The 20,333-nt window shown below is 71.6% G+C and carries 18 protein-coding genes; 7 read left to right on the top strand and 11 right to left on the bottom strand.

The features are described from left to right. The first annotated feature begins 175 nt into the window (after window positions 1-175). On the top strand, window positions 176-1,126 hold the full coding sequence (locus ACZ6S0_RS33795) for a GNAT family N-acetyltransferase (RefSeq protein ID WP_465923368.1): 951 nt from the start codon (window positions 176-178) through the stop codon (window positions 1,124-1,126). A 28-nt stretch (window positions 1,127-1,154) separates the two neighbouring features. Here the strand turns inward: ACZ6S0_RS33795 and ACZ6S0_RS33800 are convergent, their stop codons facing one another. The 4 genes from ACZ6S0_RS33800 to ACZ6S0_RS33815 form a co-directional block, all read right to left on the bottom strand. Next, window positions 1,155-2,204 (bottom strand): serine hydrolase domain-containing protein, encoded by a 1,050-nt coding sequence (locus tag ACZ6S0_RS33800; protein WP_465923369.1) that lies wholly within the window; start codon window positions 2,202-2,204, stop codon window positions 1,155-1,157. Beyond that, entirely contained in the window at window positions 2,201-2,731 is a 531-nt protein-coding gene (locus tag ACZ6S0_RS33805; protein ID WP_465923370.1) for a PadR family transcriptional regulator, read from the bottom strand. The genes ACZ6S0_RS33800 and ACZ6S0_RS33805 overlap by 4 nt, the downstream gene beginning before the upstream one ends. Before the next feature lie 88 nt (window positions 2,732-2,819). Further along, on the bottom strand, window positions 2,820-4,184 hold the full coding sequence (locus ACZ6S0_RS33810) for an aspartate aminotransferase family protein (RefSeq protein WP_465923371.1): 1,365 nt from the start codon (window positions 4,182-4,184) through the stop codon (window positions 2,820-2,822). Between the two features lie 141 nt (window positions 4,185-4,325). Further along, window positions 4,326-4,799 carry a carboxymuconolactone decarboxylase family protein gene (locus ACZ6S0_RS33815; RefSeq protein WP_465923372.1) on the bottom strand — a complete coding sequence of 158 codons (474 nt, stop codon included), beginning with the start codon at window positions 4,797-4,799 and terminating at the stop codon, window positions 4,326-4,328. A gap of 393 nt (window positions 4,800-5,192) precedes the next feature. Here ACZ6S0_RS33815 and ACZ6S0_RS33820 point away from each other — a divergent pair, with 393 nt between their 5' ends. Together ACZ6S0_RS33820 and fmdA are read left to right on the top strand one after the other, a co-directional pair. After that, window positions 5,193-5,501, top strand: coding sequence for an FmdB family zinc ribbon protein (locus ACZ6S0_RS33820; protein ID WP_465923373.1), 309 nt, complete (start codon window positions 5,193-5,195; stop codon window positions 5,499-5,501). A 76-nt stretch (window positions 5,502-5,577) separates the two neighbouring features. Then, window positions 5,578-6,834 (top strand): formamidase, encoded by a 1,257-nt coding sequence (fmdA, locus tag ACZ6S0_RS33825; RefSeq protein ID WP_465923374.1) that lies wholly within the window; start codon window positions 5,578-5,580, stop codon window positions 6,832-6,834. Window positions 6,835-6,867: 33 nt separating this feature from the next. Here fmdA and ACZ6S0_RS33830 read toward each other — a convergent pair whose 3' ends face one another. The 4 genes from ACZ6S0_RS33830 to ACZ6S0_RS33845 all read right to left on the bottom strand — a co-directional run bounded on the left by ACZ6S0_RS33830 (window position 6,868) and on the right by ACZ6S0_RS33845 (window position 11,943). After that, entirely contained in the window at window positions 6,868-7,698 is an 831-nt protein-coding gene (locus ACZ6S0_RS33830; protein ID WP_465923375.1) for a carbohydrate deacetylase, read from the bottom strand. Beyond that, window positions 7,695-9,089, bottom strand: a complete 1,395-nt coding sequence (locus ACZ6S0_RS33835; RefSeq protein WP_465923376.1) for an MFS transporter — start codon at window positions 9,087-9,089, stop codon at window positions 7,695-7,697. Before ACZ6S0_RS33835 ends, ACZ6S0_RS33830 begins: the two co-directional genes overlap by 4 nt. 322 nt (window positions 9,090-9,411) lie before the next feature. Further along, a complete protein-coding gene (locus ACZ6S0_RS33840) occupies window positions 9,412-10,626 on the bottom strand; it encodes an RICIN domain-containing protein (RefSeq protein WP_465923377.1) in 1,215 nt (404 codons plus the stop codon). A 237-nt stretch (window positions 10,627-10,863) separates the two neighbouring features. Beyond that, the gene (locus tag ACZ6S0_RS33845; protein ID WP_465923378.1) at window positions 10,864-11,943 is read right to left on the bottom strand and encodes a glycerophosphodiester phosphodiesterase family protein; all 1,080 of its coding nucleotides are present in this window, start codon (window positions 11,941-11,943) and stop codon (window positions 10,864-10,866) included. 372 nt (window positions 11,944-12,315) lie between these two features. Between ACZ6S0_RS33845 and ACZ6S0_RS33850 the strand changes: the two genes are divergently transcribed. Beyond that, window positions 12,316-13,665: a sensor histidine kinase gene (locus ACZ6S0_RS33850; RefSeq protein ID WP_465923379.1), complete on the top strand. Its 1,350-nt coding sequence runs from the start codon at window positions 12,316-12,318 to the stop codon at window positions 13,663-13,665. Between the two features lie 195 nt (window positions 13,666-13,860). After that, window positions 13,861-14,157 (top strand): hypothetical protein, encoded by a 297-nt coding sequence (locus ACZ6S0_RS33855; RefSeq protein WP_344872707.1) that lies wholly within the window; start codon window positions 13,861-13,863, stop codon window positions 14,155-14,157. Between the two features lie 18 nt (window positions 14,158-14,175). Here the strand turns inward: ACZ6S0_RS33855 and ACZ6S0_RS33860 are convergent, their stop codons facing one another. After that, a complete protein-coding gene (locus ACZ6S0_RS33860) occupies window positions 14,176-15,054 on the bottom strand; it encodes a sigma-70 family RNA polymerase sigma factor (RefSeq protein ID WP_465923380.1) in 879 nt (292 codons plus the stop codon). Between the two features lie 361 nt (window positions 15,055-15,415). On the opposite strand from ACZ6S0_RS33860, the gene ACZ6S0_RS33865 reads away from it, so the two are divergent. Continuing rightward, window positions 15,416-15,916, top strand: coding sequence for an SRPBCC family protein (locus tag ACZ6S0_RS33865; protein WP_465923381.1), 501 nt, complete (start codon window positions 15,416-15,418; stop codon window positions 15,914-15,916). Window positions 15,917-15,945: 29 nt separating this feature from the next. Then, on the top strand, window positions 15,946-18,282 hold the full coding sequence (locus ACZ6S0_RS33870) for an FdhF/YdeP family oxidoreductase (protein WP_465923382.1): 2,337 nt from the start codon (window positions 15,946-15,948) through the stop codon (window positions 18,280-18,282). Window positions 18,283-18,291: 9 nt separating this feature from the next. Here the strand turns inward: ACZ6S0_RS33870 and ACZ6S0_RS33875 are convergent, their stop codons facing one another. Both ACZ6S0_RS33875 and ACZ6S0_RS33880 read right to left on the bottom strand, forming a co-directional pair. Further along, a complete protein-coding gene (locus ACZ6S0_RS33875; protein WP_465923383.1) occupies window positions 18,292-19,011 on the bottom strand; it encodes a VOC family protein in 720 nt (239 codons plus the stop codon). A 71-nt stretch (window positions 19,012-19,082) separates the two neighbouring features. Beyond that, the gene (locus ACZ6S0_RS33880; RefSeq protein ID WP_465923384.1) at window positions 19,083-20,282 is read right to left on the bottom strand and encodes a helix-turn-helix domain-containing protein; all 1,200 of its coding nucleotides are present in this window, start codon (window positions 20,280-20,282) and stop codon (window positions 19,083-19,085) included. Window positions 20,283-20,333 lie beyond the last annotated feature (51 nt).

Below are 20,333 nucleotides of genomic sequence, written 5' to 3' on the forward strand. Positions count from 1 at the left end.
CGCCGGGGCCCGGCAGTCGGATAGATCTCTAGGGCCGAGACCCTCGACGACCAGGGTCACGAGACCGAGAGGAGGGATAAGCCCATGATTTCCATGATCATCGCGCTTGTGTCCTCCCGGGGCGCGGACCACGTCTGACCCCGGAGCGGACAGGCGCCTTCACTTCGGAGCGTGCTTGACCGTGCAAGACAACGACCTGACCATCCGCCCGATCACCGGGCACGACGAACTCGACCTGTTCTGCCGGCTGCCCTACGTCCTCAACGAGGAGCTGGCCGACGACCTGGCGGCGGGGCGCCGCCGGCCGCGATGGATGTGGGTCGCCCTCCACGGCGACCGCCTGCTGGCCAGGGCCGCCTGGTGGGGCCACGCCGGTGACGACGCGCCCTTCCTGCTGGACGTCTTCGACGTCGACGACGGCATGACCGAACGCGACCGCGTGGACCTCGGCGAGCGGCTGCTGCGGACCGTCCTGGCCGAAGTGGTCCCGGCGGGCACCCGTCCTCCCGAATACCTGCGTCTCGTCCCGCCCGACTGGCACGAGACCGAGGAGACCAGGCGAAGCGTCCAGGGCCTCATGACCGCGTTGGCGCGGATCGGCGCCCGCCCGCTGGTCGAGCGGCTGCGTCTGGAGTGGCGTCCCGGGACTCCGATCCGCGAGCCGAGCGGACGCCTGGCGTTCCGGCCGATGGGCGACGTCGAAGAGCTGCTCTCCCTGATGACCCAGGTGCTGGACGGGACGCTCGACGCGCACAGCCGCGAAGACCTGGCCAGGATGCCTCCCCGCGAGGCCGCCGTCAGTCACTTCGAGCGCGAACTCGCCCACTTCCGGAGCCCGCGCGACTGGTGGCGGATCGCGACGCTGCCGGACGGTGAGCCGGTCGGGTTCGTCACCCCGGCCCGCAACGACTACAACCCCGTCATCGGCTACCTCGCCGTCCTGCCCGCGCACCGGGGCAACGGCTACATCGACGACATCCTCGCCGAAGGCACCCGAATCCTCAGCGGGCACGACGTCCCGCGCATCCGGGCCGCCACGGATGTGGGCAACACTCCCATGGCGAACGCCTTCCTGCGCGCGGGATACGTCGACTTCGAACGCACGATCAACCTGACCTGGAGCTGAGCGTCCAGGCCAGGTCCGGTACGCGCGCTCACACCAGCCGCCCGATCAGCCGGAGCACGAGATGGTACGGCAGGCTGCGGTGCCGGAACTGGTTGACCGTGCCGGAGATGAACAGGTCGTGGTCCGGGGCGTGGAACAACACCGCTCCGGACGCTCCGGAGTGCCCGATCAGGGGCGGCAGGGGGGCGAGCGGCGAGTACCACCGAGGGGGCGCGAACCGCATGATCCCGAGGCCGTACTCGATCGGGGAGAAGATCCGGTTCCAGGTGGACGTCATCCGCTCCAGATAGGAGGCCGGGAACAGCTCGCCGCCGACAAATGCGCGCAGGAACCGCAGCCCGTCGGCGGCGGTCGACACCAGGCCGCCGTCCGGGCCGGCCGAGGCCATCGCGTCCGGCAGGCGTAAGGGGGCGCGGCCGTTCAGGAGGGGCGCGACCTCGTCGTGGCGCCCGCGCGTCTCCGGGGTGAACAGCCAGGTGTCGCGCAGCCCGAGCGGCTCGGCGATCCGGCGGCGGACGGCCTGCTCGTAGCCTCCGCCGGTGGCCACCTCGATGACCCGGCCCAGGAGCTGGTAGTTGGTGTCGGAATAGTGCGCTCTGCCCGGCGTGCCCGGCGCGAACCCGCTGGTCAGCGAGCGGGCCACCTCGATGGCGTCGTCGAAGGTCCAGGCGTGGTCCGCGTGCGGCAGGTCCGCCGACAGGCTGCCTCCGCCGGGGCGCCTCCCCTCGAAGTAGTCGGGGATCCCCGAGGTGTGCGCGAGCAGGTCGTGGACCGTGATGGCGCCGCCGTGGTCGTGACCGTCGTAGGTGTTCAGGCCGCGCAGCAGGTCGTCGCCGAGCAGGTCCGCGACGCGCGTGCCGAGGGTGAGCGCGCGCTCGTGGCAGAGCTGCATGATCACGGACGTGGTGTGCAGCTTGGTGACGCTGGCCAAGAAGTACGGCCTGGCGGTGTCGCCGTGGCTCCAGGCGAACCCGGTGGCCGGTTGCTCGATGGCGACGCTCAGCGCCGGGATCGTCGGCTTGGCGGAGAACCGGGCCGCGATCCGGTCGAGCCGGTCCGCGCGGGACGGGCCGTTCACCGGCCGACCCGGTCGAGCTGTCGTTCGACGGTGTCGAGCCAGTCGAGTTCGGCGCGGGCGTGGGCGACGCCGTTGGCCAGGGTGGCCAGGCGGAGGACCTGGCCGAGGTCGCCGGAGGGCTCGGGGACGGCGATGGCCTCCAGCGCGGCCAGCAGCTCGCCAGTCTCGCGCCGCCTGGCCCGCACCAGCTTCCGTATCTCGTCGACCGGCAGCCTGTCGGCGAAGAACAGGCGCGCGAGGAACGGTTCGCGCGCCGGAGGGGTCCGCAGGCCGGACGCGAGCCACCGATCCAGCTCCGCCAGCCCACCGTCGGTCACCGCGTGGAGGTGCAGGTTGGGCCGATCGTCCTGGACGACCGTGCGCCGCGCGGCCAGGCCGTCGTCGACCAGCCCCGACAGCGTGCGATAGATCTGCGACTGGTCGGCGGTCCAGAAGTGCCCGACGCTCTCGTCGATGGTCTTCTTCAACTCGTAGCCGCTCATCGGCCGCACGGCCAGCAGGCCGAGGATCGCATGACGTAGAGACACCTCTATAGGTTAGCTCCCATATGAGACTTGTCCTATAGGGGTTGACCGCGACCGCCGATCGACGACCGGTCCGCCCTGCGGCGCGGCCTCAGCGGGCGGCGGCGTCGAGCACGGCCTTCAGCGACGCCTCGAGGAGGTCCACGCCGGTGTTCAGCTCGTCGTCGCCGATGGTGAGGGGCGGGGCGATGCGGAAGATGCCGCCCATCCCGGGGAGCTGGACGATGTTCATGTGCAGCCCCCGTTCGAGACAGGCCGAGGTGACCGCCTTGCCCAGCGCGTCGGCGGGCGCGTTGCTCTTCTTGTCCTGGACCAGCTCGACGCCCTGCAGCAGGCCACGGCCGCGGACGTCGCCGACGACCTCGTAGGCGTCGCGAAGCGCCAGCAGCCGCTCGGTGAGCTGGTCGCCCAGCCGCGCGGCGCGCTCGACGAGGCCGTCCCGGTCGATGACGTCGAGGACGGTCAGCGCGACGGAGGCGGCCAGCGGGTCGGAGACGTGCGTGGTGTAGAAGAGGAACCCCCGCTCGTGGCAGACCCGCTCGATCTCGGCGGTGGTGACGACGGCCGCCACGGGCAGCCCGGCTCCGAGGGTCTTGGACAACGTCAGGACGTCGGGGGTGACGCCGTCGCGCTCGAACGCGTACATCGTGCCGGTGCGGCCGAGACCGGTCTGCGCCTCGTCGAGGATGAGCAGCATCCCGCGCTCCTCGCACAACTCCTTGAGGCGGCGCAGGTAGCCGGGCGGCGGGTCGATGATCCCGCCCGAGGACAGAACGGGCTCGACCAGGCAGGCGGCCAGACTTCCTGCGGACTGCCGGTCGACCAGGGCGAAGCCGTAGGCCAGCTCCTCCTCCCAGTCGTACGACCCGTCGGTGCGCCGGAACGGCGAACGGTAGGCGTTCGGCGCGGGCAGCGCGAGGTTCCCCGGTGCGGGCGGACCGTAGCCGCGCCGCCCGGCCGAGTACGTCGCGGCGGCCGCCCCCAGGGTCATGCCGTGCCAGGAGCGGTCGAACGAGACGATCTCATACCTGCCCGTGCACAGCTTGGCCATCTTGATCGCGGCCTCGTTCGCCTCGGCGCCCGTGGTGAGCAGCAGCATCTTGCCCAGCGTGGCGGGCAGGGTCGCGGTGAGCCTGCCCGCCAGCTCCACCACCGGGGCGCTGAGCATGCCGCTGTAGAGGTGGTCGAGCGACGCCACCGCCGACGACACCGTCGCCACGATGTCCGGGTGCGCGTGCCCGAGGATGGCGCTCATCTGCCCAGAGGTGAAGTCGAGGATCGGCGTGCCCTGGCGGTCGTAGACGTACGCGCCGCGGGCCCGTTCGATGACCCTCGGGGTGAAGTCGACTCCGTAACGGATCAGAACGCGGTCCGCCTCGTCCCAGAACGTCGTGTCCATCGCCCATCCTCCCTGGCCGCGCCCGGCGACGACGCCGAACGGCTCGCTCGATGCCATCCTCGATCATCGGCGGCCGTCACGACAGCACGTCTCACCGAGGCGCATGATCATCCTCGCCGCCGACCTGCTCCGCGACACCCGGCAGGGCGTCGCCCACTCGGGAGCCACGCGGGGGTGTCGCCGCGGCCGGGGCGGCGGTCAGCCCCACTTGCCGGGCGTGTAGTCGCCGCCGGGCTGCTGGGTGATGACGTTCAGCCGGTTCCAGGTGTTCATGACGGCGATGAGGCACACGAGGGCGGTGAGCTGGTCCTCGTCGTAGTGCTCGGCGGCCTTCGCCCAGACCTCGTCACTGACGCCCCCGGCGCCGTCGGCGGTACGGGTGCCCTGCTCGGCCAGCTCCAGCGCGGCCCGCTCGGCCTCGGTGAAGACCGTCGCCTCCCGCCAGACCGCCACCAGGTTGAGCCGCACCTGGGTCTCCCCCGCGTGCTCGGCGTCCTTGGTGTGCTGGTCGACGCAGACGGCGCAGCCGTTGATCTGGCTGACCCGCAGCGCCGCCAGTTGCTGCGTCGCGGCCGGTAGGGACGAGTCCGCCAAGGCCCTGCTCGCCGAGACGATGTGCTTCACGGCCTTGGTCCCGGCCGGGTTGGCGGCGTAGTTCAAACGGGCGTCCATGCTGGTCTCCTTGTCGTGTGAGGTGATACACCCCAGCCACGAACAGGGCGGCGGCGAGGGGACGGCCCCGCGATGTGACCCGCGTCACCACGCCTGGCGCCGAGCCCTGCCCGGCCGAGTCCGGCTCGGGCCGCGTGCCGTCCGGCCGCCCACGCCACGGCCGCCGGGCGCCAGGTGCCGGGTGCCAGGTGCCAGGGGAAGGGGGAAGGGGAAGCCCCGTTTGCTGGGGTTTTGCCCCGGCGCGAGGCGATCCGACTTACAGCGCGGGCAAGTTTGGCGGAAGCGAGATCGATTGCATTCCCTGCGCACGTCGAATTGCGGATACATCCGACTCTGACGACTGTTTCCCGAGGTCCCGCCAGCAGAGGGCGGGCGTGGCCTGGGGACGCTTGGTTGGAACTCACTCGAAGGGCGCCCGCCATGGCGATGTACGCCTATCGCTGTCCGCACTGCCGGGAGATCGGGGTCGCCTTTCCGATCGGCACCGCACCGGGGGCGGTGGCGTGCCCCGACTGCGGGGCGGCCGCGGTCCGGGTGTTCTCGGCGCCCATGCTGACGCGTACTCCGTCGGCCGTGTCGGCTCAGATCCGGCGCGCGGAGCGCAGCGCCGCCGAGCCCGAAGTCGTCACGTCCCTGCCACGACGCCGTGCCGCGGGTCCCGTGGCCGTCCATCCCGCCACCAGCCGCCTGCCGCGCCCGTGACCGCGCCCGTGACCACGAACGCGCCCGTGACCGCGAACGCGCCCGTGACCGCGACCGTGCCGAAAGGATTCCAGCCGTGCCAGAGCTGATCTTCCCGCTCGACTCGACCAAGAGGTTCACCGACCAGGCCAAGCTCGGCCACAACCGCTGGCATCCCGAGATCCCGCCGGTGGCCACGGTCAGGCCCGGTGACAGCTTCCGGGTCCACTGCCGGGAGTGGTTCGACGGCGCGATCCATAACGACGACTCGGCCGAGGACATCCGTGACGCCCCGCTGACCACGGTGCACGCGCTCAGCGGCCCGTTCGCGGTCGAGGGGGCGCGGCCGGGCGACCTGCTGATCGTGGACATCCTCGACCTGGGCCCCATCCCCCAGGAGGACAGCGGCCCGCTGGCCGGCCAGGGCTGGGGCTACACCGGGATCTTCCCGACCAGGAACGGCGGCGGGTTCCTCACCGAGCAGTTCCCCGACGCCTACAAGGCGATCTGGGACTTCTCCGGTCAGACGGCCACGTCACGCCACATCCCCGCGGTGTCGTTCACCGGCATCACCCATCCCGGGCTCATGGGCACCGCGCCGTCGGCGGAGCTGCTGGCGAGGTGGAACGCGCGGGAAGGGGCGCTGATCGCCACCGACCCGAGGCGGGTGCCGCCGCTGGCCCTGCCGCCCGAGCCGCGCGACGCCGTGCTCGGTTCGGTGCCCGCCGCCGACTTCGACCGGGTCGCGGGCGAGGCCGCGCGTACCGCGCCGCCCCGGGAGAACGGCGGCAACCAGGACATCAAGAACCTCACCAAGGGCTCGCGCGTCTTCTACCCGGTGTACGTCCCCGGCGCGAACCTGTCGGTCGGCGACCTGCACTTCTCCCAGGGCGACGGCGAGATCACCTTCTGCGGCGCCATCGAGATGGGCGGCTTCGTCGACCTGCACGTCGACCTCATCAAGGACGGCATGCGGACGTACGGCGTCGGCGAGAACACCATCTTCATGCCGGGCCGCACCGCGCCCCAGTACAGCGAGTGGCTCGCGTTCTCCGGGACGTCCGTCACGCTGGACGGCGAGCAGCGCTACCTCGACTCGCAACTGGCCTACCAGCGGGCCTGCCTGCACGCGATCGACTACCTGACGACGTTCGGCTACCGCCCTGAGCAGGCGTACCTGCTGCTCGGGGCCGCGCCGATCGAGGGCAGGCTGTCGGGGGTCGTGGACATCCCCAACTCCTGCGCGACCGTCTACCTGCCGACCGCGATCTTCGACTTCGACGTACGCCCCAGCGCGTCAGGACCGGCCCGCGTGCCCCAGGGCACGAGCGCGCCGCGCGCCGGCTTCGGCTGAACCGGCCACCGGGCCCGCGTCGCGGGTCGCGGGTCAGGCCCACCAGCCCGCGACGGTCTCGACGCCCTCGCTCTCCAGGGCCCGGTGCCACACCGGGTCGCGCAGGAGCCGCGTCTCCCAGACCCGGACGATGCCGTCCGGCCCGCTGACCGCGTCCTCGCCGGACGGGTGCAGGAACAGCTCGCTCGTGCCCTCGGGAAGGGCCGCGAGCCGCCGGAGGTAGTCGTCGCGCAGGCGCTCGTACGAGCCCAGGTCGTGCGCGCCGCGCCGGTTGGTCGCGATCGTCTGCGGCAGGGACACGCCGAGCGCGTCGGCGAGGGCGACGGCCCGCGCGTGCGCCGCCGCGAGCTGCGGCGGCAGCGGCCCGCCGATGTAGGGCTCAGGGTCGCGGGGCAGCCGGAAGGCGAGGCCGTGGCGTGCGCACCAGTGCAGCGCCTCGGCCAGCCACGATCTGCCGTGCAGGCCGTAGAGGGTGCCGGCGTGGGAGTCGGCGGCCTCGGGGACGGGGCCCCGCTCGCGCATCCAGCCGAGCTGCGCCTCGGCCTCCCCGATGACGTCGTGGGCCTCGCCGCGGGCGCCGAGTGTCATGGGGTCGTCGGTGAGCGTCCCGTCCGGGTCGACGAGGCTGGCCGCGCCGTCGAGGGGCCGCCAGCGCGGGAGCCCGCGCTCGCTGGTGAGCGTCACGTGCAGCCGCGGCAGCACGCCCAGCTCCCCGACCAGGCGCGCGGCCCGCTCGGCGACGGGCGAGACGCAGATGAGCGTCGTCGCGGTGACGTGCCCCTCGGCGAGCAGGGAGACGATGACGTCGGTCGTTCCCGGTTCGCGGCCGAGGTCGTCGGCGGTGATCACGACGCGGCGGGTCATCGGGGGCTCTCCACGGCCGCGGGCTCGTCCGCAGGACCCGGGGGTGGCGGCTCGACCGGCTCGGCCGCCTCGGGCGGCGTCTCGATCGGGACGGAGATCAGCCGCGCCGCGAGCGCGCCGATCGCCGTCAGCGCGAACGGATACACGCACAGATACACCCGGAACGCGAGCCCGGGGTCGGCCCCGGCGTCGTCGCCCGAGTTGTAGCCGAAGAACACGCCCAGCGAGGTGAGCGCCAGCCCGGTCACGATCCCGTTGAGCCGGGTGAAGAACCCGAACGCGGACAGGAAGAGCCCTTCCCGGTGCTCACCGTTGCGCGCCGCGTCGGCGTCCAGGACGCGTGCGACGATGAGGTCGTTCGTGGCGAGCATGCCCGACCACCCGGCCCCGACGACCACTCCCGCGGCGATCGCGGTGACGAGGTCGGTGGCGAAGAACAGGGCCGCGAAGCTGACCGCGAGGATCGCGAACGCGAGCCGCCAGGTCCATAACGCGCCCCGGCGTGCGACGACGCGCGTCCACACCACGAGGCCGCCCGCCGAGACGAGGATGACGATGCCCTGGAGGTAGAGGGCGTTCCCGACCGGGAGGCCGAGCGAGTAGCGCACGTAGAGCTGGATGCCCGAGAGCACGAGCGCCATGGCGATCCCGTAGCAGGCGCCGGTGAGCCCGACCGTCCAGAACAGCGGGTTGCGCACGATCGACCACACGCTGCGCAGCAGCAGTGGGCGCTCGCGCGTGGAGTAGCGGGGGCTCTCGCGCGCGCTGAGCGCCATGAACACGATCACGACGAGCGCGATCACGCCGTAGACGATCGCGGTGACCTGGAAGCCCCTGGTGGACTCCTCGCTGCCGAACACGCCCGTGGTGAGCACGGGGGTGACCGCGAGGGAGATGACGAGCGCCACGAGCTGGAAGCCCTGACGCAGGCTGTTGGCCACCGCGCGGTCGCGCTCGCGCGGGAACAGCTCGGGCAGCAGCGCGCCGTAGTTCGCGTTGAGCATCGAGTCGAAAGCCTCGCACAGGATCGCGAACACCGCGAACCAGAGGACGAGGCCCATGCCCTCCAGCGAGGTCGGCGCGGAGAAGAACGCGATCATGCAGGCCGCGAGCATCGGCGCGCCGACGAGCAGCCACGGACGGCGTCGGCCGAAACGGGTTCTGGTGCGGTCGGAGAGGTGGCCGAGCACCGGGTTGTCGATGGCGTCGATGACCGCGTAGACCACCATGACCACGCCGTAGGCGCGTACGTCGAGCCCGAGGATGTCGACGTAGTAGAGGATCATCGATCCCTTGATCATGTTGATCGGGATGGAGGTGCCGAACATCCCGACGGCGTACCGCCACGCGGGAGTGCGCCCCGGGGCGGGGGCCGTACCGGGCTGGGCCACGCGATCACCCTCCTCACCGACGCCGACGTCGTGCGCCGGCGACACCTTCGCAGTCGAAGGCGAACAGCAGGTGAAGCGTAGTCGTGTCGCACCGGACGCCGAATGCCGGTTCGGTCACAGTCTGGCGTGTTCCGGGGTAACGGCGGAACGATTTCCCGGCCCTGGACGGCGTCAAATGGCCGTTCCCTTTGCCGCATTTCCTGCGCTCTAAGGTGGGCCGAAAATAGCGCGGGAGAGCGCGTTCTCACAAGAGAGGAGCCTTACACAGCCCGGCGGGCCCTCCCGCTTCAGGAGGGCCCGCCGGTTTCGGTGGGTACGGGTGTCAGGCGCGGGTCCAGCGCTGGTTGGCGCCGCCGCCGCAGTCCCAGATCTGCAGCCGGGTGCCGTTGGCCGAGCTGACGCCGGTCGCGTCGAGGCACTTGTTGGCCTGGGGGTTGACGATCTGGCCGGTGCCCGAGTTGTAGGTCCATCGCTGCGCGGCGCTGCCGTTGCAGTCGTAGAGCTGGACCTGCGCGCCGTTGGCCGTGGAACCGGCGGTGACGTCCATGCACTTGCCGAGCGCGCGGACCGAGCCGTCGCCGTTCCACGTCCAGCTCTGGGCGTCGCTGCCGTTGCAGTCCCAGAGCTGGACGGCGGTGCCGTTGGCGGTGGCGGCGCCCGCCACGTCGACGCACTTGCCGCCGATGCCGGTGATCTGACCGCCGGTGCCGCCGGTGGGCGGCGCGTAGACGCGGACGTAGTCGACGGTCAGGCTCTGCGGGAAGGTGGTGGAGCCGTCGGGGTAGCCGGGCCAGTAGCCGCCGACCGCCACGTTCATGATCATGAAGAACGGGTGGTCGAAGACCCAGCGGTTGCCGCCGAGGTCGGCCGGGGTGCGGCGCTGGTACTCGTTGCCGTCGACGTACCAGACGATCAGGTTGGGCGACCAGTCGACGGAGAAGGTGTGGAACGCGTCGGCGAACGCGCCGCCGATCGAGTAGCCCGCGCCGATGCCCCCCGCGCCCGAGTAGCCGGGGCCGTGGATGGTGCCGTGGACGGTGCTGGGCTCGCGGCCGATGTTCTCCATGATGTCGATCTCACCGCTGTTGGGCCAGCCCACCGAGCCGATGTCGTTGCCGAGCATCCAGAAGGCCGGCCAGATGCCCTGGCCGCGCGGGATCTTCATGCGCGCCTCGAACCGCCCGTAGGCCCGCGTGAAGGTGGCCGCGGTGAGCAGGCGGGCGGAGGTGTACTGGCAGGTGCCGTAGTGGCACTGGTAGCCCGACGGGTTCTCCCGGCGGGCGGTGATCACCAGGTTGCCCGCGCCGTCCATGGCGGCGTTGCGGGTGCTGTTGGTGTAGTACTGCTGCTCGTTGTTGCCCCAGCCGCTGCCGCCGATGTCGAAGCGCCACTTCGACTGGTCGACGGCGGTGCCCGCGGCTCCGTTGAACTCGTCCGACCAGACCAGGGGGCCGGGCGCGGGGGCGGCGCTGGCGGTGCCGGCCGTCGGGACGAGCAGGGCGAGCACCGCGACGAGGGCGGCGGCGATGGAGAGCAACCTTCTGGTTTGGGGGGTGTGAACCATTCGGCACCTCATCCGATTTAAGGATGTAGCTTTACGGAAACCTTCCGGCAATATCAGTGCCGCTGTCAAGAGAGCGCTCTCTCATCGTGGGACCGCCTCGCCGAGGCGATTATCGAAGCGCAGGCGAACCTGTAATCAACCCGGCCCCTGCCGGGGAACGTCGAAGCCCAGGCGAATCCCGCCTGGGCTTTCGGCACGGGGTGCGGAAGGTCAGCGTCCCCGGTAGGACTTCGGCAGGCGCATGCCGCGCTCGGCCATGATCTCCCGCACCCGGTTCGGGTAGTCGGTGATGATGCCGTCGATGCCCATGTCCATGAGGGCCTCGATGGTGGCCGGGTCGTCGCACGTCCACGGGACGACCTTCAGGCCGAGCGCGTGCGCGTCGGACACCATGGTCTCGCTGACGTAGAAGCGGAAGTTCGGGTCGCTGATCTTGCCGTTCTGCGGGAAGCCGTACACCGGGGACAGGGTCGTGACACCCGGGATGGTCGCGGCGGCCTTGACGAAGTCGCCGCCGAAGTCGTCGGCGTCGATCCCGCCGAGCCACGGGGACGCGCCCGGCTTGCCCACCTGGAGGAAGTCGTAGTTGGTCAGCGCCACCAGCGGCCACCCCGGCGCGAGGCGGTGCATCTCGTTCAGCGCGCCCCAGTCAAAGGACTGGATGGTGACCTGGCGCTCGATCCCGGAGGCGCGGATCTCCTCGAACACCCGCCGGACGAACAGCTCGCGCGGCGCGGTCTGCTCCGGCGCACCGGCCTCGACCTTGGTCTCGATGTTCAGCTTGACCTGCTTGGCGTTGAAGCGCTTGACGAGGTTCAGCACGTCCTTGAGCTCGACCATCCGGAAGCCGCTGATCACCTCCTGCTCGGGGAAGCCGGGCAGTTGCTGGTATCCGCAGTCCATGGTCTTGAGCTGCGCCAGGGTCAGGTCCTTGATGAACTTGCCGACGTACGGGTACATCGGGTCCCCGGGCGTGACCGGCCCGGTGTCGCGGCACTTCTGCGCGCTGATCTGCCGGTCGTGGTTGACCACGACCTTCTCGTCCTTGGTGACGTGGGTGTCCAGCTCAAGGGTGCTGACGCCGAGGCGCAGGGCCTTGGCGAAGCCCTCCGGCGACTCCTCGGTCGTCATGCCGATGCCGCCGCGGTGGGCCTGCAGGTCGAAGTGGGTCTTCTGCGGCCGGACACCGGGGTCGTCGGCCGTCGAGGCGTGGGCGGCCGCCGGCGCGGCGAGCGCCAACACGGAGACCAGGACGGGGGCCAGACCTGTCAGGGCGTGGCGAGGATTCACGGGAGGCTCCGCTTGTCGGGTCCAAATGACGCTGTGACGCTAGAGGTCTGGTGGCACCTGTGGTGCGGCGGAGGCGTGATGGAGTCGTGAACGTTCGCGAAACCCTTCCGGTTTTGTCCGAATCCGCCGGTGACGTGCCCCCTGCCCCCGCCCCCGAGCCCGTACCTGCCGGGCGGCAGGAAGGAGTCGATCAGCGGCGTGCGGACGCCGATGAAGGAGTCATGACGTCCGTCGCCGGGGCTTGACGAGACCTTGGCAGCTTCCATGCCGTCACCCGAACCCGAGGTGCACATCCGGCTACTGCCCGCGTGCTCGACTGGGTGAAGGGGTTGCCATATGAAGACTCAGCGACGTTGGTCGATCACGACTCGCATGACACTGTTCACCGGTGCCGTGGCCGCTGTGCTGTCCGGGCTCCTGGCCACCGCCGTCATGCTCGCGATCCACCGGTACGCCACCGGGAACCTGACGGTCGAACTCGCCTCGGCCGGTAATCGCGTGGCGCAGGAGGTGGCGTACAACGACGTCACCACGCCGCTGGTGAAGCACCCGGACCGCAACGTGCAGATCGTCGACGCGGGAGGGCACGTCATCGCCGCGACGCCCGCGCTACGCGGCAAGCCCGTCATGGCCGGGCTCATCCCCGACCACAAGGGCCTGTCCACCGAGGTCGTCTGCGGCGGGGTCTTCACTCCCGGCTCGTGCAACCTCGTGGTCGCGCAGCAGGTCAACCGGGCGGGCGAGGACTGGTCCGTCTACAGCTCCTCCCCCACGATCCCTCCGTACGTGATGCCCTGGCTGGCCGCGACCGTGATCGGCGCCGCGGCCGCCCTGGCCGCCGCGATCACCCTCCTCGGCCACCGGATCGTCACCTCCTCGCTCCGTCCGGTGAGCGCCATCCGCTCGGAACTCGACCAGATCACCGACACCTGCCCCGAGCGCCGGGTCCCGCTCCCGCCCACCCAGGACGAGATCCACGACCTGGCCAGCACCGCCAACCGCACGCTGGCGCGACTGCAGGCCGCGATGCAACAGCAGCGCCAGTTCACCACAGACGCCTCACACGAACTCCGCACCCCCATCGCCGCGATCCGCGCCGAGGTCGAGGACGCCCTGTACGCACCCGACGACACCAGCGTGTCCACGCTGAGCAACACCGTGCTGCGCAGCGTGGACCGACTGGAGGCGATCGTGGGCGACCTGCTCACCATCGAACGCCTGGAGGCGGGCCGGCCGGTCGAGGGCGAGCCGATCGACCTGGCCGCGTTCGTGTCGGAGGAGTGCGAACGGCGCCCCAAACCTGACAAGAAGTACGAATACACGCTCGAACCCGGCGTGCGGGTCATCGGCGACCGCGTCAAGCTGTCCCGCCTGCTCACCAGCCTGATCGACAACGCCGAACGGCACGCCGCCACCACGGTCACCTTCCGCGTCCGGCACGAACCTCGCCCCAGGCGCGACCCCGACCGCTTCCCCCACGGCATCGCGGTGCTGGAGGTGACCGACGACGGTCCTGGCATCGAGCCGGACAAGCGCGAACTGGTCTTCCAGCGCTTCTCCCGGCTGGACACCGCCCGCGACAGGCACGCGGGAGGCACCGGGCTGGGCCTGCCGACCGCCCGGCAGATCGCCCAGGCCCACGGCGGCACCCTGCAGATCGACGACAGCCCCGCGGGCGCCCGGCTGGTCCTGCACCTGCCCGCGGCCGCGACCCCGTCCTGACGCGAGCGGTCCCGGGGCCCAGCGCGGATCACGCCTGGGCGGGGAGCCTTCATCGAGCGCTTGAGCGGCGCACGCCGTGGCGTGCCCCTGGGGCGGGGCCGCCCGCCACGGGAGCCTATGGTGGAAGTGAGGAGCGTCATCAAGCCGAACCGCGTTGCATCGCGTTCGTTGCACCGCGCTGCGGAGGAGGCTGCGATGAGGGAGCACTTCGTCTGGGTGACCACGCGCCGGATCAAGCCGGGCGCGCTGGAGGAGTTCGAACGGGCCTGGCGTCCCGACCCGTACCCGCCGGGGCTGCGCCAGGCGTACGCGTACTGGTCCGAGGACGGGCTGGAGATCACCGGGGTGTCGTTCTGGAACACGCGGGCCTCCTGTGACGCCTGGCGTACGTCCGAGGCCGAGACCCGGCGGCGCCAGGCCATGGCCCCTTACGTCGTCGAGGAGCGGGAAGGCTTCTACCAGGGCCGCGAGCTGGGCATCCCGGTACGGTGAGCCGCCCGGACTGGCGACTCACGCAGGGAGCGGCAGGTCCATCGACGCGAGCGTGGCCGGGTCGGCGACGACCGCGATGCCGGTGATCCTGCCGTCCACGACGGTGAACGAGATGAGCGAGACCGGGCTGCCGTCCGCGCGCCAGGAGAGCAGTCCAGGCAGGCCGTTGACGAGCACCGCCCGTCCCCGCGCCGCCGCGCCGGCCGACAGGCGCGCCCCGGTGGCGACGGCGGTGGCGCCGAGCGTGACGACCACGCCGGCGGGGGTGTCCGCGGTCAGCTTCACGTCGGGGTCGAGCACGCGCAGCAGCCCCTCGAAGTCGCCGCGCCTGGCCGCCGCCAGGAACGCCCGGACCACTTCCCGCTGCTCGCGTCCGGCGACCGCCGGGGGCTCGCCGGCCTGCACCTTCCTGCGGGCGCGGCTGGCGAGCATCTTGGCCGCGTCGGTGGACTTGCCGAGGATCTGGGCGATCTCGTCGAACGGCACCGCGAACAGGTCGTGCAGCACGAACGCCAGTCGCTCGCCCGGCCCGAGCGACTCGAGGACGACGAGCAGCGCCAACCCGACCGAGTCGGCGAGCGCCGCGTCGTCCTCCGGCGCGGGGCCCTCGTCGGCCGTCACGATGAGCTGGGGCAGCCGGTCGTCGTAGGACGCCTCGGGGCGGGCCCGGCGCGAGCGCAGGACGTCGAGGCTGATCCGGCCGACCACCGTGGTCAGCCAGCCGGCGAGGTTGTGGATGGTCTCCGCGTCCTGGCGGGAGAGCCGCAGCCAGGCCTCCTGGACCGCGTCCTCGGCGTCGGCGTGCGATCCGAGTATGCGGTGGGCGACCGCGCGCAGCCGCTCGCGCTCGGCCTCGAACGCCTCGGCCAGCGGATCGGCGGGGTTGGTGTCGGACATCGTGGTGACCCTCCTCGGAGCTGCTCCGTCATCGGTGATGACGAGCCGGGAAGGGCACAGGTAACCGATGGCGGGGCGAACCCCATGCAACCATGCGGGTGGCACCGGCCTGACTCCGGCGCGGCCACCCGGCGCCGGACGCCCTTGACCATGAATTTGCGCTGGTCGGCACCGCGGTGGATGGAGTCGTGAAGTTCCCCCGCCATACCCTGGATCCAGGGTCACGCGGCTCGACGAGCACCCGGGAGACCGCCTCGGGTGCGGCCGGATCATTGTCACGCGCAGCGCCGCCGTCAGCGCCGTACCTCCCCGAGGGGCGGCGGCGCCGGAAGATGGGCGACCCGTGAACACAGTTGAGGCGATGGTAGAGATCGCGGTCCCGGTGCGAACCGTTTACAACCAGTGGACCCAGTTCAAGAGCTTTCCGCGGTTCATGACCGTGGTGAAGCGGGTCGACCAGGTCAGGCCCACGATCACCCGCTGGGTCATCGGCTTCGGGCCGGTGCGCCGCGAGTTCGAGGCCGAGATCCTTGAGCAGCAGCCGGACTCCCACCTGATCTGGCGCAGCCTGGGACGGGGTCCCTCCCACCGGGGTGAGGTGTGGTTCCGCCCCACCGTGTCCGGCACCACCGCGGTCACCGTGCGGATCCGGGTCGCCGGGCGCGGTCGCGCGGGCCTCGTCCCCGGCCCGGCCGGGGTCACGAGCCGGGTGCTCGGGCGGGAGCTGCGGCACTTCAAGGAGTTCATCGAGGGGCTCGGGCAGGAGGGCGGTGCCTGGCGCGGGGTCATCCGCGACGGACGCGTGCTGCCCGCCGAACCGGACCCGCCGAGGTGCCGGGTGCCCACCTGGCCCGTCGGCTGACCGCGTCCCGGAGACCGAGAGGTGACCTGATGCACGAGCGCCCGGACGACGAGCCGAGGGACCCGCTTCATGTGACCCCGCCCAGGAGATGGGCGGCGGGAGTGCCCGCGGTGGTGCACGCCCTGAAGTACTCCCTCGAGCAGACGTCCCCGCGGCGGGCCGGAGTGACGCTGCTGACCATGAACCAGGTGGGCGGCATCGACTGTCCCGGCTGCGCCTGGGCCGACCCCGCGCCGGGTCACCGGCACCGCAACGAGTACTGCGAGAACGGCGCCAAGCACATCAACGACGAGGCGACGACCCGCCGCGTCACCGCCGACTTCTTCCGCCGGCACCCGGTGCCGGACCTGGCCCGGCGTTCCGACCTGTGGCTGAACCAGCAGGGCCGCCTCACCGCGCCGATGGTCAAGCGGGAGGGCCGCGACCACTACGAGCCGATCGGCTGGGACGACGCCTTCGAGCTGCTCTCCCGGGAGCTGACCTCGCTCGGCTCCCCCGACGAGGCCGTCTTCTACACCTCGGGCCGGGCCAGCAACGAGGCCGCGTTCGTGCTGCAGCTCTTCGCCAGGGCGTTCGGCACCAACAACCTGCCCGACTGCAGCAACATGTGCCACGAGTCCAGCGGCTACGCCCTGCACGAAACCCTCGGCACCGGCAAGGGGACCGTCCGCCTGCAGGACCTCCACCAGGCGGACCTGATCTTCCTGGTGGGACAGAACCCCGGGAGCAACCATCCGCGCCAGCTCTCCGCGCTGGAGCAGGCCAAGCGGCGCGGCGCGCGCATCGTCGCGGTGAATCCGCTGCCGGAGGCCGGGCTGCTGCGGTTCAAGAACCCGCAGGAGGTGAACGGGGTGATCGGCCGTGGCATCCCGATCGCCGACCGTTTCCTGCACATCCGGCTCGGCGGCGACCTCGCGCTGTTCCAGGGGCTCAACCGCCTGCTGCTGGAGGCCGAGGACGCCCGCCCCGGCGACGTGCTCGACCAGGACTTCATCCGGGCCGACACCAGCGGTTTCGAGGAGTTCGCCCGGCACGTCCGCGCCGTCTCCTGGGACGACGTCACCGCCGCCACCGGGCTGACCCGTACGGAGATCGAGCGGGTCCGCGACGACGTCCTGCGCAGCGAACGCGTCATCGTCTGCTGGGCGATGGGCGTGACGCAGCACCGGCACGCCGTCCCCACCATCCGGGAGATCGTGAACTTCCTGATGCTGCGCGGGAACCTCGGCAGGGCGGGAGCCGGGGCCTGCCCGGTACGCGGGCACAGCAACGTGCAGGGCGACCGCACGATGGGCATCTGGGAGCAGATGCCCGACTCCTTCCTCGACGCGCTCCAGCGGGAGTTCGGCTTCGACCCGCCGCGCGCCCACGGGCTCGACTCGGTGAACGCGATCCGGGCGATGCGCGAGGGCCGGGTCAAGCTCTTCCTGTCGCTGGCGGGCAACTTCGTCCGGGCCGCGCCGGACAGCGCGGTCACCGAGGAGGCCATGCGCCGGTGCCGCCTCACCGCCCACATCTCCACCAAGCTCAACAGGTCCCACACCGTCTGCGGCGGGACCGCGCTCATCCTGCCGGCCCTGGGCCGTACCGAGCGGGACGTGCAGGCGGGCGGGGAGCAGTTCGTCACCGTGGAGAACTCGATGAGCGAGGTGCACACCTCCCGTGGCCGCCTGGAGCCGGCCTCCCCGCTCCTGCTCAGCGAGGTCGCCATCCTGTGCAGGCTCGCCTGCCGGACTCTCGACGGCGCGACCTTCGACGGTGGGACCTTCGACGGCGGGACTCCCGACGGCCGGGCGGGCATCCCGTGGCGGGAGTTCGAGGCCGACTACGGAGCGATCCGCGACCGCATCTCCCGCGTCGTGCCGGGACTGCACGACTTCAACCGGCGGGTGGCCCGTCCCGGCGGCATCAGCCTGCCGAACCCGGTCAACGAGGGCGTGTTCCCCACCCCCCAGGGCAAGGCGCTGTTCACCTGCAACGCCGGGCCGCCGCCGCACGTCCCCGAGGGGCACCTGCTGCTGCAGACCCTGCGCTCCCACGACCAGTGGAACACCGTCCCCTACACGGCCGACGACCGCTACCGGGGCATTCGCGGAAGCCGCAAGGTGGTCCTCGTCAACCCGGCGGACCTGCGGGAACTCGGCCTGTCGGGAGGGCAGCGGGTCGACCTGGTCAGCGTGTGGACGGACGACGTCGAGCGGCGGGCCGAGGGCTTCGAGGTGGTGCCGTACCCGACCGCGCGCGGCTGCGCGGCGGCCTACTACCCGGAGACCAACGTGCTGGTCCCGCTGGACAGCGTGGCCGAGTTCAGCAACCAGCCGGCCTCGAAGGAGATCGTGGTCCGGCTGGAGCGCCTCGGCGGCTGAGGGCGCCGGTCAGCCGGTCGACAGGCCGAAGCGGTTGCCCTGCGGGTCCACCAGGCGTCTCCTGGGGTCGTCGCGGTCGGATTCGAGGGTGGCGCCCAGGCTCCTGGCCTTCTCGACCGTGCCCGGCCCGTCCGTGACGTGGAAGAGCGGCATGAGGTAGTCGTCGCCGTACAGGCCGTGGTCGGCCAGGCCGCCGATCCGCCGCCGGTCCTGGCCGAGCACGTGGTAGAACGAGCCGGGCGCGGCCGGGTCCAGTTCGAACGTCCAGCCGAAGCACTCGAAGTAGAACTCCTTGGTGGCGTCCACCTCGGTGGTGCCCAGCTCGAACCCGGCCAGACCGCCGTCCACGGTCTCGGGTGGGTGCGGCCTGTCGTCGGAGTACAGGGTGAAGGCGTTGCCCAGCGGATCGCGCAGCCTGGCGTAGACGATGCCCTCCCGGCCGGGAACGTCCGCGTCCTTGGCCGGAGTCACCACCGCGGCGCCGGCCAACTGGATCTTCCCCAGGGCCTCCGCCACGTCGTGGGCGAGGATCGCCGGGCTCAGCTCGTCGCCCGGCGTGAAGATCCCGCCCATCGGCCGCGTCCCGTCGCGGGCGACGATCTCGGTGTACTCGGCCGAACGGGGCTCGAACGTCCATCCGAACAGCCCACCGTAGAACCGCGTGACGTCCTCGGCGTCGGTCGTGCCGATCTCGAACCAGGACACCGTGCCCGGCGAAGCAACGCTCATGGCCCGTGCATCGCCTCGTTCCGGCAATCCCTAACGACCACCCGGGTCAGCGACCGGTCAAACCACGTGCCTCACACCAGGATGCGCCGATGCCCGGCCCGCTGCGGCGGGATCCGGATCCTGGCCAGCTCCCGGATGGCGCGTACCGCCCCCGTGCTCCTGGCCAGGTCGAACGCCCGGCGCACGGCCTCGACCGACCGTTCGCGCTCGTGGGCGTCGGCGTAGGCGTGGGCCATGCAGGCGCACGCGTACGCGGCGGCGCACGTCGAGGCGGCCTGCGGCGGCGTCAGTTCCAGGATCTCGATCGCGCCCCCGGGGCGGCCCAGCTCGACGAGGCACCCGGCGCACAGGGCGTTGTGCGCCTCGGGTGAGGAGTCGAAGCGGTAGGGCGTGTCGTCCTCCGGTTCGGCGAGCGACTGGGCGGACTCGTCCAGCCTGCGCAGGCACATGTCCGCCTCTCCTGCGAGGGCGTGGCCGTGTGCCTCGTGGTGCCGGGCCAGCGCGTCCATCCGTGGCGGGAGGTGGCCGCGTTCGCGGGCCGCGAGGGCCGTGGCGACGAGGCGGCCTGGGGCGTCCGCGTCGGACAGGCCGCTGCGCTGGGCGAGCGTGTAGGACTCCAGCAGCGGGTCCGCGGCCTCCCTGGCGCCGCGGATGGCCTCGTCCGACCAGGCCAGCGCCTCGTCCGGGTCCCCGTTCTCGTGGTGCACGCGGCTGATCAGCTCCGCGTTCTCGGCGGCGAGCAGCAGCAGGGCGCGCCTGACCGGCGGACCGGCGTCGCGCCGGAACTCCTCGATCCCGGCGAAGACGGGCCGCAGGACGCTGATCTGGACGGCGGGCCGCGGGTCGGCCCGCGCGCAGGCGTCGACGAGCGCCCTGAAGTAGCCGACCGTGCCCTCGTCGGCCCGCTCCGGCGCCTCGATCGCCCGGCCGGTGCGCTCCTCCTCCTCGGCCGGGAACAGGCCCGGCAGCAGCGGCACCCCGGTCAGGTGGTGCCACAGCGTGGTCCCGGCGGCCTCGCCGACGAACAGCTCCGTCTCGTCCACGCCGAAGGCGCGGCAGAGCAGCTCCGCGTCCAGCTCACCGGGCCGCCGCTCGCCGTCCTCCCACCGCTGGATCATCCGGACGAGCGCCTCCCGGCCGGGCAGGAGGTCGCGCTCGGCCTCATCCGCCGCTTCCGTCAGCCGGTCGGCCAGCTCTCCCCGGCTCCACAGCCGCCCGCGGCGCAACACGCGCAACCGTGCCGCCCAGATCGGAACCTCGATGTCAGCCACGGCACGCCCCCACCGTCCGCGTGTGACTTTTGACCCCTTTCGTGCTACTTC

This window comes from Nonomuraea sp. NPDC051298, assembly GCF_055586305.1.

Excerpts from the sequence above, each read along its gene's own strand:
- ACZ6S0_RS33810 (WP_465923371.1), bottom strand. The coding sequence starts at position 4,184 with ATGGCATCGAGCGAGCCGTTCGGCGTCGTCGCCGGGCGCGGCCAGGGA.
- ACZ6S0_RS33815 (WP_465923372.1), bottom strand. The coding sequence starts at position 4,799 with ATGGACGCCCGTTTGAACTACGCCGCCAACCCGGCCGGGACCAAGGCC.
- ACZ6S0_RS33830 (WP_465923375.1), bottom strand. The coding sequence starts at position 7,698 with ATGACCCGCCGCGTCGTGATCACCGCCGACGACCTCGGCCGCGAACCG.
- ACZ6S0_RS33850 (WP_465923379.1), top strand. The coding sequence starts at position 12,316 with ATGACACTGTTCACCGGTGCCGTGGCCGCTGTGCTGTCCGGGCTCCTG.
- ACZ6S0_RS33855 (WP_344872707.1), top strand. The coding sequence starts at position 13,861 with ATGAGGGAGCACTTCGTCTGGGTGACCACGCGCCGGATCAAGCCGGGC.
- ACZ6S0_RS33860 (WP_465923380.1), bottom strand. The coding sequence starts at position 15,054 with ATGTCCGACACCAACCCCGCCGATCCGCTGGCCGAGGCGTTCGAGGCC.
- ACZ6S0_RS33865 (WP_465923381.1), top strand. The coding sequence starts at position 15,416 with ATGGTAGAGATCGCGGTCCCGGTGCGAACCGTTTACAACCAGTGGACC.
- ACZ6S0_RS33870 (WP_465923382.1), top strand. The coding sequence starts at position 15,946 with ATGCACGAGCGCCCGGACGACGAGCCGAGGGACCCGCTTCATGTGACC.
- ACZ6S0_RS33875 (WP_465923383.1), bottom strand. The coding sequence starts at position 19,011 with ATGAGCGTTGCTTCGCCGGGCACGGTGTCCTGGTTCGAGATCGGCACG.